This is a genomic window from Bacillus sp. GM2 (genome assembly GCF_056155945.1).
In genome coordinates, this window is sequence record NZ_JBRKSZ010000007.1 from 2,422,920 (window position 1) to 2,439,527 (window position 16,608).

At 38.6% G+C, this 16,608-nt stretch carries 12 protein-coding genes and 2 pseudogenes; 1 reads left to right on the forward strand and 13 read right to left on the reverse strand.

Annotation, left to right across the window (positions count from 1 at the left end):
- Window positions 1–35: 35 nt before the first annotated feature.
- The 13 genes and pseudogenes from ACVC9U_RS13350 to allB all read right to left on the reverse strand — a co-directional run bounded on the left by ACVC9U_RS13350 (window position 36) and on the right by allB (window position 14,244).
- Window positions 36–152: a hypothetical protein gene (locus ACVC9U_RS13350; protein WP_020450851.1), complete on the reverse strand. Its 117-nt coding sequence runs from the start codon at window positions 150–152 to the stop codon at window positions 36–38.
- Complete coding sequence (locus ACVC9U_RS13355; RefSeq protein ID WP_048350665.1) at window positions 152–1,249, reverse strand: Rap family tetratricopeptide repeat protein; 1,098 nt, start codon at window positions 1,247–1,249, stop codon at window positions 152–154. The genes ACVC9U_RS13350 and ACVC9U_RS13355 overlap by 1 nt, the downstream gene beginning before the upstream one ends.
- Window positions 1,250–1,502: 253 nt before the next feature.
- Entirely contained in the window at window positions 1,503–1,835 is a 333-nt protein-coding gene (locus ACVC9U_RS13360) for a DUF2690 domain-containing protein (protein WP_338399916.1), read from the reverse strand.
- A gap of 30 nt (window positions 1,836–1,865) precedes the next feature.
- On the reverse strand, window positions 1,866–3,119 hold the full coding sequence (locus ACVC9U_RS13365) for an MFS transporter (protein WP_434174061.1): 1,254 nt from the start codon (window positions 3,117–3,119) through the stop codon (window positions 1,866–1,868).
- 207 nt (window positions 3,120–3,326) lie between these two features.
- A pseudogene (gene arcC / locus ACVC9U_RS13370) lies at window positions 3,327–4,255 on the reverse strand (carbamate kinase).
- A 5-nt stretch (window positions 4,256–4,260) separates the two neighbouring features.
- Window positions 4,261–5,031: an oxamate carbamoyltransferase subunit AllH family protein gene (locus ACVC9U_RS13375; protein ID WP_075754870.1), complete on the reverse strand. Its 771-nt coding sequence runs from the start codon at window positions 5,029–5,031 to the stop codon at window positions 4,261–4,263.
- Window positions 5,028–6,293, reverse strand: coding sequence for a YlbE family protein (locus ACVC9U_RS13380; protein ID WP_075754868.1), 1,266 nt, complete (start codon window positions 6,291–6,293; stop codon window positions 5,028–5,030). Before ACVC9U_RS13380 ends, ACVC9U_RS13375 begins: the two co-directional genes overlap by 4 nt.
- A complete protein-coding gene (locus tag ACVC9U_RS13385; protein ID WP_075754866.1) occupies window positions 6,293–8,050 on the reverse strand; it encodes an acyl-CoA synthetase FdrA in 1,758 nt (585 codons plus the stop codon). Before ACVC9U_RS13385 ends, ACVC9U_RS13380 begins: the two co-directional genes overlap by 1 nt.
- Window positions 8,051–8,067: 17 nt before the next feature.
- Window positions 8,068–9,117 (reverse strand): ureidoglycolate dehydrogenase, encoded by a 1,050-nt coding sequence (gene allD, locus ACVC9U_RS13390; protein WP_441391159.1) that lies wholly within the window; start codon window positions 9,115–9,117, stop codon window positions 8,068–8,070.
- 25 nt (window positions 9,118–9,142) lie between these two features.
- Window positions 9,143–10,171 carry an ureidoglycolate dehydrogenase gene (gene allD / locus ACVC9U_RS13395; RefSeq protein WP_441391160.1) on the reverse strand — a complete coding sequence of 343 codons (1,029 nt, stop codon included), beginning with the start codon at window positions 10,169–10,171 and terminating at the stop codon, window positions 9,143–9,145.
- Between the two features lie 15 nt (window positions 10,172–10,186).
- The gene (gene allE, locus ACVC9U_RS13400; protein WP_145653630.1) at window positions 10,187–10,975 is read right to left on the reverse strand and encodes a (S)-ureidoglycine aminohydrolase; all 789 of its coding nucleotides are present in this window, start codon (window positions 10,973–10,975) and stop codon (window positions 10,187–10,189) included.
- Between the two features lie 23 nt (window positions 10,976–10,998).
- Window positions 10,999–12,228, reverse strand: coding sequence for an allantoate deiminase (gene allC / locus ACVC9U_RS13405; protein WP_252606654.1), 1,230 nt, complete (start codon window positions 12,226–12,228; stop codon window positions 10,999–11,001).
- Window positions 12,229–12,879: 651 nt separating this feature from the next.
- Complete coding sequence (gene allB / locus ACVC9U_RS13410) at window positions 12,880–14,244, reverse strand: allantoinase AllB (RefSeq protein WP_441391161.1); 1,365 nt, start codon at window positions 14,242–14,244, stop codon at window positions 12,880–12,882.
- A 732-nt stretch (window positions 14,245–14,976) separates the two neighbouring features.
- Here allB and ACVC9U_RS13415 point away from each other — a divergent pair.
- Window positions 14,977–16,590 (forward strand): annotated as a pseudogene (locus tag ACVC9U_RS13415) (PucR family transcriptional regulator).
- Window positions 16,591–16,608: the final 18 nt, after the last annotated feature.

Consider the following 16,608-nt stretch of genomic DNA (forward strand, 5'->3'; position numbering starts at 1 on the left):
GAGCGGATGTTCAAAATTCATTCCGGGTATCCGATTTAACCGACCATCTTTTCAGCAATCTGCATGTCGCCGGATGGCGAATGAGTTTCTGCCGCAAACCATCCCGAACATACGACGGCAGCAATCGCAGCAACAATGAACAGTTTTTTCATCACATTCCCTCCACTTTTTTCATTTTTTCTTCCGCTTTAATCGCTTCCAAAAAGAAATGTGCGGCCTCTTTATAAAGAGACTTTGATCTGTAAACATTGGCCGTTAAGAGTGAAAGTTCTCTGGCACTGTCGTAATGCTTTGCTTGAAAGAGGATTTCTATGTTGTCTTTGCAGTCTTTAACCGCCTGTTCACCACCTCCAGCATAAGCCGCATATAAAATATCGATTTTAGCGTCAAATATTTCATTCGCCGCAGATTGCGACCTTTCCTTCCCTTCTTTGTAAAAGGCTGCGGCGCGTTCATAGTCTCCGGTTTTAAACAGCTCTTTGATCATTAAAAACACGGCATTGAAATAATAATCCGATGCAGCATATGCATGATCATTCAAAACGATGTCTAAAAATTGAATGCTCTTGTCCGATTTGTCCATCGCCGCATAAAGCAAGGCAAAATTATGAAGGAGCTGCATTTCTTTAAAATGGTCGCCGGCTTTTCTGACAGTATGGATTGCTTCTGTTAAATATTCTTCCGCCTCTGTATATTTCCCCATCTCGGTATAATTTCCGGCCATTGTAATATAAGTTGAGACAAGGTTCATGTCATGGTCGCCATGTCCTTTGAAAATTTCCATCGCCTGCCGGGTATGGTTTAAAGAGACGATATTCTGGCCCAAGTAATAGTAGAGCTTTCCGACTTTATCGTGAAATTGGGCAACTTCAATTTCATCATGTACATGAGCAAGCTTCTTCTCGGCAATTTTATAGAAGCTGATTGCCTGCTCATAATTTTTTTTATACACTTCATAAGCTCCTGAAAACAGGTAGTAGTAATAGGATGTCATATGTGATGCAGCACTGTCGCCGGCCGTTACGTCGTGCTGCTCTATCTTTTTGCCTCTCGCATCGTAGAGCATAATTTTATGCCGCAGTTCCAGCAAGGAATAGTAGATCAAAACTTCCTGATCTTCCTCCATGTCTGCCAGCAGCGGTTTGATTTGTTCAAACAGCCTGATCGACTGTTCAGCATCGCTTCTTCTAATTGCGCGGTACCATGTATTGAGCATGTTGGCGACTTCTTCCGCGGCGATTTTGTTCATATGGAGCTCCTTTCTGCCGATATTCAATTTTTTTGTATTTTATTCATTTCTTATCATACTATATTTTTCCCCTTATATAAATTAATAGTAATAGTTCATTTTGCACAGTTTTTTTGAATCCCCCACTGTTCCCGCTCCTTTATTAGGTCAAATGACTCTTCAAGAGATGAGAAACCGGGACTGATAAGACAGCAAAAAGCACCCTTGCTGAAAGGGTGCTTTCATACACTACTGCTTCAATATGAATACGAACTTATATAGGCATAAGCGAGGGTTCCGCTTGATGGATGATAATATTTCCACATCGCATATGAAGAACGCTGATCGAGAACATAAACCATCGATTTGTCTGACCAGGGAGCACTTTTCCGTTTCCTCCAGCTGAGCTGCAGCTCAGTTCTTTTCCGTCTGTGTTTCTTTTCACATATGCATTTGCCTCCAAGCCTGAGGGCGCTGCTTTTCCCAGCGTCATTTTAGCCCATGCTGTTTTGCAGACGTTGCTGAATTTTAAAACCGCGCTCCCGAATTGTTTATTATTTGCATCTATCAGTCTGGCTGTCGCCTTTGTTATGCCGCTTAGCGCAATTACAGTGAAGAAGTCATAAGCTTTTACTGACTAATGATCTTTAGCTGCTTTATCTACAGAGGGCAAATTACTTTCATCTATTAAATATGTTGCAATCAATGCGATGACTAACAGAGCTGCCGCAAAATAAAATCCTATATTCATACTTCCTGTATTGTCTGTAAGCCAGCCCGTAATATATGGAGCTAAAATGGAACCTAACATTCCAACAAAGTTGTAGAATCCAAATGCTGTACTTAATGACTGCTTTGGTGCATTATTTGCTACAACAGCAATTAAAACGGGATTAACGCTAATTTTCCCTACAATTCCATACACAATTAGTGTTATATACAGAATTGGTAAGCTATCAAAGTAAACAATTGCAGCTGTTGATAAAATACCAAACGGTAACATCATGAGCAATACAGGTTTACGCCGGCCTAACTTATCTGACAGCCAACTAAAAAATAATGAACCTGGAATCGCTGCCCATGGAACAAGTGATGCAACAAAGGCGATATTTCCTCCGGTTAAACCGCGTGCTGTTTCTAAATAGTATGGTAACCAAGTAATAATCATAAAGAATCCGTAAATAGAGCAGAAAATAATAATATATGCCAAAATTAAGTTTCTATTAAATAAAGATGAAAACTTAAACGGTTCAGCGGTACTTTTAACCACTTTATCAGTTTTGGGCTTGTCTTTAATGACAATTGCCATTGCAATACCGATAAGTACAACCGGCACTCCGATGATAAAAAATGGAATTCTCCATCCGAATCCCCATTCTCCTACCACATAACTGGAGATATAATAGCCAATTGAAGTACCAAAAGCCATCCCTGCATTAATTACAGCACTACCTAATGTTAAACGGTTCTTCGGGATCATTTCGGATGATATTCCATATTGCGGCCCATAATATACTCCCTGAGCCATACCAACCATAAGCCATGCAGCGATAAATAGAAAAAATGTAGGCATCATTCCTGTAACTGCTGCGAGCGACCCAAATAGAATAACACCCGGAACCAACACGCGTTTTTTTCCAATTTTATCTCCTAATATTCCTGCAGGAACGTTCATACTTGCATAACCGATGAAAAATATACTCATAATTAAGCCAAGTTGTGCCTTGCTTAATGAAAACGCTGATTCAATATCCCCCATAATCGGGTTTAATATTGTTCGCGTTGCATAAAGAGCTACCCAACCGAAGAAAAATACGATAACAACTTTAACCCAATAGGGAATCAGTGGTTGTTTTCCTTTATCACCAACTGATCCCGTCTCTTTTGTCATCAAACTTCCTCCTTCAACTTTTAAATGATCCATTATTCCCCACTCATCCTTGACTTTCGATTTAGACTTCATAGATTGTTTCTTTTCGAAATCTGTCTGCGCAGCATTAAGAGAAAGTTTTAAAGTAAATGACACATCAAATGCGGTCGCATCTGGAAAAAGGAGGAATTTTGTCTTTTATCCTCCTTATGAACAACACGGATTGTCTTATTTTGTTATGCGCGTCCCCGCTTTTCCATCTAGCGCAGCTACCGCTTGATCCAATGAACAGATCATTGCCTCTTTACCTGACTTTGCAAATTCTATAGCCGCTTGGATCTTTGGCAGCATACTGCCAGCAGGAAATTGCCCTTCTGCCACATATTGTTCTGCTTCTTCTACTGTTATTCGGCTTAGTTTTTGCTCATTTTCTTTGCCAAAATTGATAAATACATTTGGTACGTCAGTCAACATCATGAAAACATCGGCATTTACTTGTTGTGCAAGCTTTAATCCTGAACGATCTTTGTCTATTACTGCTTCAAGTCCGTGTAATAGACCGCTGTCGTCACGATATACAGGTATACCGCCGCCAGAGGAGATAACAATCGTTTCATCAATTAAACGCCGAATCTCTTCTATCCCATGATCACTTTCGGTTCCGGGGAAGGCACAACTCGTCTGTAGCCTCGCCCTGCATCTTCTGACATCGTAAACCCTTTCTCTTCTAATTGCTTCGCCTCTTCCTCTGAATAAAATACTCCTATTGGTTTCGTTGGTTTTTCAAATGCTATGTCATCCTTGTCAACTTCAACCATTGTTAGAAATGTAGCTACATTCGCAGCAATGCCCCGTTCTTTAATATGGTTTTTTAAAGATTTCTCCAGCATATAACCAATGAATCCCTGTGATTCTGCGTTACAGGCATAGATTGGCAGTGGTTCAACAACATTTTTGGCAGCTTCGTTTTGAGCAATAATATTCCCCACTTGCGGACCATTGCCATGTGTAATCACAATTTTATGTCCTGCTTCTTTTATTTCAATCATATGACGTGTTGCAGAGATTACATTTTTGAGTTGATTGGCATAAGTTGCTTCTTGTTTTGGCTGTAAAATTGCATTACCTCCTAGTGCCAGTACTACTCTTTTCCCCATTTCTTTCACTCCTCTGTTAAAGCCATATAAATTCCGTATAAAGTATCCATCCCAGAAGAAGAACCTACTTTTATAAGGCTTTTCATACTTTTTAAAGATGGATCATGTTGTAATCTTGTAATTTTCGAACTAAATAAACCTTCTATAGCACAAGTTAAAAAGCGCGTGCTAACAAGTGTTGTTAAGGGTTTTTTGATTAAATTCCCTAATGTTTCAAGGTGTTTTTGTGCGATAAAAGAGTTGATAAAATGTCCATATAATATACCGACCAGTATATCGTCACCTGTTGGCGTTAAACCTTGGCCTCGTCCGATAAAGTAACGAAACTCCTCTTCCAAATTTTCTGTTGGATCGTGTAATTTTTTTATCAAGTCCGACACATGAGCTGTTTCAAAATCAGTAGATTCATACGATTTAAATGAAATTTGTTTCACGTTTTCTTTTAATTTATTGATGTTTGCATGTTTAAAATCCGTATATAACGGAAGTATTTTCGCATTAAAATTGAGTTTAAAACAGTTGTGGGAAAGATGGTTATTGCGAACGTGTAATGAATCTCCCACCTCAAGACCTGCTTTTAAAGTTTGCTTCGTTTGTGAGCCAAGCAAAATTCCAAATGGAAAGGTCCCATTTTCATTTGTGCCGATAAATATCAATTCATCATTCTGATCAACAATATTTAAACCTTTTTCAAAAATGCTGTGCACAGTAAACGTTTTTCCCTCAATTAATAGCTGAAGTGCGATTGAACCAATCGCACTTGCCTGTAAAATCATCCTTGAAAACCTAGTTTTTCAGCATATGCTGTGATTGCTTTCTCAAAACATTCAATTGGAGGATGAACTGTACCAGCACCAATTTGCCCATAGCCCGCAATTTTATGTGCAATACCTGTGTTGATTACCGGCGTGATGCCTGTTTCAACAACTTTACGTGCATCAATACCTAAACACGCACCTTTGAAGTTCCACGTCGGAATAACAAAGTTCGGATTTTCTCCAACACAGATTTCAGTCATTTGATTGCTTGTTTCAAGCGCATCATTAAATCCGCCTGTTCCAACAAAACGTGTTACTGCAGGGGCAGCAATCATTGCTATGCCGCCAACACCAATTGTTTCTGTAATCGCTGAATCTCCGATATCTGTGTTTGCATCTTCCGCTGAGTAGCCGGTAAAATATAACCCTTGCGGTGTATGAACAGGTGCTGTAAACCACTCATCTCCCATACCTGCAATACGGATGCCAAAGTTTTCACCGTTTCGGCACATTGCGGTAACGACTGTACCATGTTTGATTGTACGCGCTGCATCCATCATTGCTTTTCCTGTCGCCATGGCAATGTTTAAGAAAAATTGGTCTGTATCAGCTAAAAATTGGATCACTTCTGTACTTTGTTCGTTTTCAACATCATCTAATGCTGCAATTACTGGAGCAACTTCTTTTAAAAACACCAATGACGCTGCAATATTGCGCTGGTGAAATTCATCCCCCATTGCAATAGCTTTAGCAATCAATACATTAACGTTTAAGCCTCCATCAATTTTTCTTAATGCCTTACTTAACACCGGACCCAACACATCTTTCATCCAGTGCAGGCGATTGATTACCTGCTCATGATAAGCACCGAAGCGTAATACTGCACCGATGCCTTCGTTCATTTGACAGTACGCCTCGTTGCCGCTCTCTTTGTTAATCACAACAAGAACCGGCATATTAGGTGATGTAATGCCTCCCATTGGTCCAACTGCATTCACATGATGACATGGAATAAATGTAATCTTATTGTTTTCAAGCAGTTCACGCGCTCCCTCTTCATCTTCTGCCCATCCTTCAAAAAGAATCGCTCCAACACAAGAGCCTTGCATAGGATCTGTCATATTTTCATATTTAATTGGAGGCCCGGCATGTAATAACACATAATCTTCTAATTCAGGAATCACAGACTTGGCAGGTACAACATCCGTTAAGAATGGTTCAGCTGCTATGATCTTCTGGATAACAGCTTCGTTCGCTTCATTTATTGTTTTGTACCCCATTAGATTGTCTCTCCTTCATAGTAGTTTAGAAATTGAAGTACTTTCATTAACTTTTCATCACCGCCAGCAATTGGACGCCAGTTAAATTGAACACACTCTGATCCGCTGTTCTGAACAGCTGCTGTAAAACTTTTCAGCCCAATATTGATGACACTTGGTTTCGTATTGATTAAGGACACAATTTTTTCGTCTACTGTTAAGTCTTCTTGGGTATGATCAAATTTTTGTATATCAAGGACTGGCTGTTCCACTTTTCCTCCTGCCAGTTTAATCGCTGTACGAACCATTTGGTCGTTCGTCTCACAAATGATTGCACCACTTTCTTTTAAGGTTTCAATTTGCTTTTCATAACCTTGAGGGTCTTTATCTGTACCTACAACTGTTACAAGTACTGCAAGTTCGCGGCCTCCCTGATGTGCATTGGCTAAAATACGTTTAATAGCCGGTGCTAATTCACTTGCCATATCATCATGACTGCCATAGCCAATGACGTTATCAATCATGATGACTGCTGTTTCAGGATCGTTTCCAGATGTTTCAAGCATTTCGATGCGCTTTTCAGGATCAATCATCGGGTGCGGCTTCCCTTGGGTATACATATCATCGCCTAAGTCAATAATTTCATGATGTTTTGTTTTTAGGATATAGGCTTCTTTCTTCTCTTCAAGTACTTCCTCTTTGAATGCCTCTTTCAATAACATAGCTGCTTCAGATGCCAAAGTACCGCCTGAGTAATAACCTTTAATACCAACTTGTGAATCTTTTAACGACACGTTTACATCTTCAGCCACTGTCGGTTTAAAATTCGGTTTGTCACCATTGGATAATTGAACAGATACAACCGCTGCTTCTTCAAGTGTATACGCATGATAAATACTTTCTTCCTGATAAGTTGGTTTATCTCCTAAAAATAATGTAACAACCGGTTTTTCAATATTTCTTAATACGTTTAATACTTTTTGCTGCACTTCCTCTGCAGGTGGTTTGGAAATTACTGTAATCACTTTTACTTTTGGATCTTGATTCAATGCTTTGATACTATCTAAAACCGTGATAGCACCAACCTCTGTTGATAAATCCCGACCACCTGTACCAATTGCGTTTGTTACACCTTTACCATAACGGTCAATGATGCTTGTCACTTCCTGAATCCCTGTACCTGATGCACCCACAACGCCAATATCTCCTTCATTCACGATATTTGTAAATGCAAGTGGCACACCATGAATAATTCCGGTACCGCAGTCTGGTCCCATTACTAATAATCCTTTTTCATGCGCCTTTTGTTTCAACTTAACCTCATCTTCTTTAGATACATTGTCGCTGAATACAAATACATGTAACCCTTCATTCAATGCATTTTCCGCTTCCATTGCTGCATACTGACCAGGAATTGAGATCAATGCCAAATTAGGGTTGTTCGCAAGCTCCATTGCACGCTTCCAATTATGTGCTTCTTGGTCTTTAGATGTGTCTTGTGAAGCGGAATCACCTTTTAAAGCTGCTTCTACTTCTTCTTTCACTTCCGACACTTTTTCTTCTTGATTTGTATCTATAACGATAACGATGTCATTTGGGTTTGCTTTTTCCAATTCATCTGTGCCCAAACCCGAAGATTTAAAAATATCTTTGTTAGCTGGTGTTCCCATCATGATCGATACTTTGTTTACACCATCTATTGCAGATAACTTGTTTGATAAAAGCATTAACACGATAGAATCTTGATAGGTGTTTTCTTTTATAATTGTGTATAACATAATGATCCTCCATTTTGTTATTCTGCAAATCTATTCTTTCCATGATAGCGATTGTAATGAACATCGCCTGAAACGAGGTAGTTATAAATATCGTCTACAATTTCAATTCCTTCTTTATCATATTTGGCACTTCTTAATTTACCGCGCTCACCCGGATAATAAATTTCTCCATAGCCTTCTGCTGCCGGTTGTGCTTTTAATTCATCGAGCATCGTCGAAATCTGTTGTTTAAAAGCAGTTAAATCTGTGAAGTATGCTGGATTGATAACAATATGAATTTGCCCTAAATCGCGGCCTTTTGTCAGGTCTTGATACATGGAGGATACATGTACGCCATGAGGTAATCCCAGAAGACTGCCCGATAAAATATCCACCATCATCATCAATCCATAACCTTTTGGACCAGCAATTGGCACAAGTACATGAACATCTCTTGCATTCGTTGTTGGTGCACCGGCTGCATCTACTGCCCATGTTTCCGGGATCGATTCATTTTTACTTCTGGCATCCAGTACTTTTCCCCATGCCTGAACAGTTGTCGCCATATCAAATGTGATCATGCGTTCATCAGCCGATGGTACACTATAAGCAATCGGATTGGTGCCAAAGTATGGTTCTGTTCCTCCAAACGGTACGACCATTGGATCTGATTGGCACATACTTAAAGCAACCATGTCCTGTTCTGCTGCCATTTCAACAAAGTAACCCAATGCACCACTATGCGAAATATTCTTCATGCCTACAACAGCAACACCTGAATTTTTTGCCATTTCGATCGCTTTTTCCATCGCTTGTTTTGCTGCTTGGTGACCTGGACCATTATCTCCGCTAAAGACAGCGGATGCAGGTCCTGTTTGTTCAAATGTGTAGTTTGGATTTGCTGTAATACCGCCTTTTGCGATTCGTTCGGCATAGTATTCCACACGTACTGCACCATGGGAATGGATTCCTCTATGATCGGCGAATGTCAATACATCTGAAACATCGTGTGCGGCTCCTTCATTTAATCCAGCTTTGATTAGCTTCTGTTTGATTAAATGAAACAGCTCCTGCTTAGATACACGCATCTGCTTCCCCCCTTCCATTACAAGATTAGTAAATTTTGTCTGACTCTAAATAATCTAAAATTTCCTTTGTAACTGGGATACCTGTTTTTTTATACTGTTTCATCACATCTATTTGAATTTCACCGGGATAATACACTTTGTCAAACCCTTCAGCAGGCGGGTTGTCGTGTAATTCTTCAACCATTTGAGATATTTTTTCCAAGAATTGCTCCTTCCCGCCAAAGTATTCAGGATTGATTACGAGATGAAGCTGCCCTAAGCGACGGTACTCTGATAAATCTTTATACATGGAAGTGACATGCTTGCCAAATGGCAAGCCGAGTAAACTCCCCGATAAAATATCAACCATCATCATTAACCCGTATCCTTTAGGACCAGCCATTGGTAATAATGCATTTACCTTAAACGGGTCTGTTGTTGGTGCTCCATTTTTATCCACTGCCCATGAGTCTGGGATCGATTTGTTTTTACTTCTTGCATCTAAGATTTTCCCCCAGGCTTGTACCGTTGTTGCCATATCAAACAGTATTGGACTACCATCTTTTCTAGGCGCACTAAAAGCAATTGGGTTGGTGCCAAAGTACGGTTCGGTACCGCCAAATGGCACAACCATGGGATCAGATTGACATACTGTTAATGCCACCATACCTTCTAATGCTGCTTGACGTGCATAATAACCAATCGCACCACTGTGTCCCATTTCTTTTACACCGACAACACCGATACCTGATGTTTTTGCTAATTCGATTGCCTTTTTCATTGCTTGATAACTCACATAATGCCCTAACGCATTATCTCCATGGTAAATCCCTGATGCTGGACCCGTTTTTTCGAAGCTGAAGTCGGGTTTCAGGTTATATCCACCCTTCAATGTACGTTCGGAATAGTATTGCATTCTTACTGCACCATGTGAGTGAACACCTCGTTCATCTGCAAAAATGAGTAAGTCAGCTGTTTTATCCGCTTGTTCTTCAGGTAAGCCTGCTTTCACTAATTTATCTTTCATTAGCTGCCGGAGACGATTACGTTCTACATACACTAATGGTTGACTCATTAACATTGCCCCTCTTTATAGATTAATATCTCTATTCGCATCCTTTGAATAAATATACGAGAATGGTTCATCCAAACCAATTGCATAGGTTGCTTGCGGCGTATAAGCTCCCATAAAAATATAGTCACCTTTGTCAACTGGCATCCACTCGTTGTCTAAGTTGTAAACACCTCGTCCACTTAATATATAAGCACCATGTTCTTGAACGTGCGTTTCAATGTAACCATGCGAAGCACCCGGCTCAAACGATAGAATATGAATGTTCATGTCATATGCGATTTCTTTTGGCAGTAAATCTTGAATTAATACTTCTTTCATCCCTTCATAGGCTTCTTGTTTGATGTTATTCACATTACCTGTAACAATTTCTGGTTTATATCCTTTAAGCGGCTGATAACGCTTTTTGTATAAAAACAAACGGCTGTCCTCACCATTATTATTATTATCAAACGTCAATTGTAAGTGTGGAGGTACATATAAGAATCCGCCTTTTGCCAATTCGTATTTTTTACCGTCCGCAAAAGCGTTGATTTTACCATATTCAACGTACACAAATGATTGGATACCATCACCGGCAAAACCGGATTTGTTTCCGCCCTTGTTTTTAACAGTTACCAAATAATCTACAAACCTTGCACCTAAACGCGGGGATCCTAAAATGGTTACATCACAATCTTCAAAGCCAGGTACAACATTATTAACCAAGCCATCAGGTGTAATTACCGCATAATTATCCTTTTTTATTACTGAACGTGTTTCTAATAAACCTTCTCTGTATCCTTGATTATGATTTAAGTAACTCATGAGTATCTGGCTCCTTTTCATTATTATTCCTTATAAGCTAGTTCAAACAATACATCTTTCAATACTTCAATCCCCTTCACAAGGTCTTCTATCTTCGTTTCTTCATTGGTATTGTGGCTGATTCCGCCAATAGAAGGTACAAACAACATTGCTGTAGGGACAAAATCCGCAAAAATTTGTGCATCATGACCTGCACCAGATGGCATCAATTTATAGCTGTCCCCCACATTATCCTTAGCTGCTTGTTCAATTATTTGAATGATTTCTTTATCCATCAATGACGGTGCTTCATCCATCCATAAATTAATGTCATAAGCCATGCTGTTTGCTTCTGCCACCGCTTTAACTTTATCTTCAATTTCTCTCGCAAAATCATTTAATAGTTGTTGATCAATATGACGACAGTCTATCGAAAAAGTAATTTCTCCAGGGACGACATTTACCGTGTTTGGAACAGGAGTGACATGTCCAAACGTTAATACAAGAGGCTCCCCAATTTCTCTAGCTCGTTTCGTTAAGTCTGTTACAATCTCACTATATGCAACAACTGTATCTCTTCGTAATGACATCGGTGTTGTGCCAGCGTGATTTGCTTCACCTTTCAAGTTAACTGAGTAACGTTTTTGACCAACAATCCCAGTTACAACACCAATCGCTTTATTTTCCGTCTCTAATACTTTCCCTTGTTCAATATGTACTTCAACAAATGCTTTAATATCGTCACGGACATCATCTGTTTTACGGTAATCAAAACCGGATTCGTGCATAGCATCTTCGAATTTAATTCCTTCAGCATCTTCTATTGTGTCAACATCCTCTTTTTTGGCTAGGTTAAAGAAGTTTTTACTTCCCCAAAATGTATATGGAAATCGGCTTCCTTCTTCTTCTGCGAGCGATAATACTTCTATTGTTCGTAATGGTTGACCATGTTTTTCTTTTAAATATTTCACAGCAACCAGTGCAGATAAGATACCGAATTGTCCATCTAGATGACCACCTTCAACAACTGTGTCGATATGTGATCCTGTTAAAATAGTTTCTTCAGAATATTTACTTCCAACAAGACGACCAGATAAGTTCCCAACATCATCAAAGCTTACTTCTAAACCTTCTTCCTTGAATGTTGCTTCCAGTTCGCGAACTGCATCAATCCATTCAGGCGAGTATAACAGACGCGTAATACCCCCTTTTTCTAAACCGCCAAAACTTGTGAATTTCTTATCCAACGTTTCAAAGGTTGATCGAATATCCATTCTTTTTCTCCCCCTTTCTTTTATTTACTTTCATCATAGAACCCTGTTTACAACCATTCATTGACATAACCAACAATAATGGAAAAACATTTTATGCACTTTTAACAAAGACACCTTTTAATCAATTTACGGTATGTAAATAATGGGCTAATGCCAGAGATAAAAAGAAACTGTTAGCTTTCGATTACATAAAAACTTAAAAAAATACGCTTTATAACAAATTAAAATTTGCATCGAATTTCTCCTAAAGAAAATCGCAGATCGCTCGCTAAATATATAGATGGGAGCGACACATCTCTCTTACCCATCAACTAAATAAGGTGCAAATAAAAAAAACTACCCTATAAATCAATAAAAACCATTGATTTATAGGGTAGTTTATCTGTTTCATTACATCATAAATGATATGCCAAGAGTAGGATACATACGACGAGCAGCAGCAATTCTAGGTGTACCTGATCAATTTGATGAACAGCTGCTGCTGTAATAGCGAGAGATTGTGGTGAAGTCAACTTTTCCATGCTCACTTCAGCTGTATTAGCTGCCATAAGAAATCCTGATGACAAACTGATTTGCGAGTGTAACACATTCTCAGGGCGCCTTCACATCTTTCTATGCCTCAAATTCCTGACGGGATATCTATTCCGTCACTCAAGGAATAAATCTTCCTACTTTTTCATTTGAAATCCCTTTTTCTTTATCATAGATTTCGACACCGCGAAGGATTGTTTTCACTACCTGAGCACCAATTTTGCGGCCAATATACGGACTAATTTTGTGTCGATATGCTAAGTCCTCAGCTTTTAATTCATAAGGTGCATCTTTCTTAATAAATACGAAATCCGCATCTTTCCCTACTGCAATACTGCCTTTTGATGTTAGATTAAAACGTTTCGCAGGGTTTGTAGCAATAATGTCTGCAAATTTGGATAATGGCATATTACGTTTTTGCACGCCCTCATCAAATAATACGTCAACATTATTTTGTATACCTGCGATACCCCCCCAAGCTTCAAATGCATTATCCGTAGCTTTTAAGTCTGGGGTACATGGTGAATGGTCTGATGTAACGAATGAAATATCTCCGTTTAATACCCGATTCCACATGCCTTCTAAGCGTGATTGCTCACGGATTGGCGGAGAACATTTTACAACTGGTCCGATATTATCCAGTTCTTCTTTATAGAAATATAAATAGTGTGTACATGTTTCGCATGTAATATCGACCCCTTCCTGTTGTGCTTTGACAATTTCATCAACGCCCTCTTCACAAGCGATATGAACGATGTGGACACGACATCCCGTTTCTTTCGCAAATAGAATTATTTTTCTAATCGGTTCTACTTCAGTAAATACGGGTCGAGAATCTACATAAGCACGTAATGAGGTTTCACCATTTTTAGATGCTATTTCCCCTAACTTGTCCGTAATTGCGGCATTTTCAGCGTGTATAGATAATATTTTGCCTGTCTTCGCAATTTGTTTCATACCTTCGTAAAGGGAATAGTCGTCCACATTCATGAAATCTCCTTCTATAGAACGGTCGCCACATGTGGCTAAAAAACATTTATATGCAACAACACCATTGTTATCTAACTCTTGAATACCCCCATCCAAGTTAAATGGAACTAAACCGCCGTAACTCGCAACGTCTACAGATAATTTTCCTTTCCCAGCTTTAAATTTTTCTTGAATAGATTCCTCATCTACCGTTGCTGGCACTTGATTTAATGGCATTTCAATGATCGTCGTGACACCGCCTTTTGCAGAGGCACGTGTTCCTGTATCATAGCCTTCCCATTCATCACGATAGCCGCCGCCCGGCTCTGTGATATGAACATGTGCATCAACCATACCTGGAGATACAATCGATCCTTTTGCATCGATAATTTTTGCACTTGTACCTAAATCTTGACCGATTGCTGCGATTTTGCCATCTTTAATCCCTATTTCGACTTCTTGTTCACCATTTTCCAGAATGACTAATCCATTTTTGATAATTGAATCAAAATTCATTAAAATCATCCTCCTCTTTTTAATGGTTGGATAAAAAATACTGCCTTTCGCAACCGCCGGCATTAATCCCGCAGATAGCTACACTACCAAAAAAATGTAAATCATTAGCTTTAAGATCGCACTTATTTAATGTTTCTCGATAGCAAATAAGCTATTAACGCCGGAATAGCCAATCCCTAAAATGGCAGCCCTGCCCCACTATCAATGAAAACGGGAAAATCTTATTCATTAATAAAGCGTGTGAACCAGGAAATCCAAGCCGCAACTCCACGTCATACACCTGGCAGTTAACACCTGTATCACTATAGGTATGGTTTTAAATGCATAAAAACGGGATGTCATATTTTGAACCTGTGTATCCGTTCGCAACAGGTCATAAGGCTATCCGACAAGGGATACCATTACTTGAAACGGTGATGTAAAACATCACCAACAGCTATATAATTCGGAATATTATGCACTGCTCCCATCCACAACGTTAAAAAAATCGAGGATGAATTTCTTTGTTCAAGTGATCTTCGGCATGATATCTTTGTTATAACCACGCTTTTCAAAAAACGAAGAATCATGTTGAAGCATAATGATTCTCCTTTAATATTTTTAACTAAAGGATTATACGTATAATAACCTTTAAAAACAGTGTACGATCAGATTGAAAAGTTATCCTTGTAACATCTGACATATTTCATTTTTATTTTATCTTTTTCTAACAAAGATAAGGAGGCAGCCTTTATGACAACATTAAAAGAAATATTATCTGTACTGCAGTTTTCAGATTTAACATTGCTGAATGAGCAGGGCGATTTGGAACGAGTGGTAGAAATGGTTGATATTACAGAAACGCCTGATATTAAAAATTTTACAACCCCACACTCACTTATCGTAACAACAGGAATGAATTATCAGTATGATCAATCCGGCCTTATCAGTCTTATTAGTGAGTTAAATGATATACAAGTTGCTGGTCTAGGTATCAAGCTATCCCGATTTTAAAAAAAATTAGATGATGAGGTTATTGCCTTTGCAAACAAATTAAAATTCCCAATTATTGAAATTCCAGAAAGTTGGAATTTGGGTTCCATTACTCATCATATATCGTCATTTATCTTGGATGAAGAAACAGAAAAATTACACTTCGCATTAGATATCCAACAAGAGTTAAATGCTATGGTTATGCAAGGGTTAAGCCTGAACATGATGATTGAACGTTTAAGTAGACTTATAAAGGTTCCTGTCATGCTGCTAAATTCTTTTCATCAAGTTGAGTCAGCGAGTCATCACTTTCATCAACACTCAGAACATGTTCAAAAAAACCTTAATTATTTCCGAAGATATTTAAATTCAGAGCAAATCGAGCCAAATCACAATGGTGTTTTCCAGGAAGAATATGCTATATTTAAGGTTCCTGCATTTAAATATTTTCCGTATTATCTAATGATTTCAAATGTTAATTTGCTCAACTATCCGTTTAGTTTATTAACAATAGAACAAGCAGTTAACACACTTAGTCTCGCAATTTATAAAAATAGTAAAATCAAAGAAGCAGAGCAGCAGGATACGAACCATTTTTTTACATCACTGATGTCCGAACATCCTGATAACCTTGTTTCACTAACACAACACACCGACCTTTTAAAAAAATATCATATCCAACCATCCAAATTCTACCAAGTGATGATTTGCGGGATTGACAAAGAAAAGAATGTAGAAAATAGCGCCTACTTAAATGAGCGATATCAGATGACTTTTGAGTGGTTAACACATAAGTTTACTGGGATTGACCCTTCCATCAGTATATATATGTCTCAGGGTGAACGCAGATTTACGATACTTTTACAAAGAAGGCATCATTATTATTTGGAATACTGCAGATATATCCAAAAAGAGTATCAGCTATTTTTTAATAGCTCCCTTTCATTTGGCATTGGTAATGAGGTCTCCGAGCTTTCACAATTACCACTGTCTTTTTTCGAAGCGAATGAGGCTTATGATAATAAATATGAACAAGGCGAAATAGAATTTGTAGAGCCCTATAAATCTAAAAGCGTAGAAGAATTATTACAACTCATTCCAACGAATAAATTAAAACCATTTATCATTTATACACTCGGTCCATTAGCTTACCCCCAAACAATGAAGGAAAAAGAACTAAGGTTTACGTTAAATGTCTATATGGCAAACCAATGTGATCTTACAAAGACCTCAGAGGATATTTTTATTCACCGTAATACTGTGAAATATCGTATTAAAAAATGCGAAGAAATATTAGGTCAATCTGTAGAATCTCCTGATACATCCCTGAGCATTCGATTGGCATTATTTGCTTCAGAGAAAATATCGTTGTAAATCAAAAGGAGAACCACC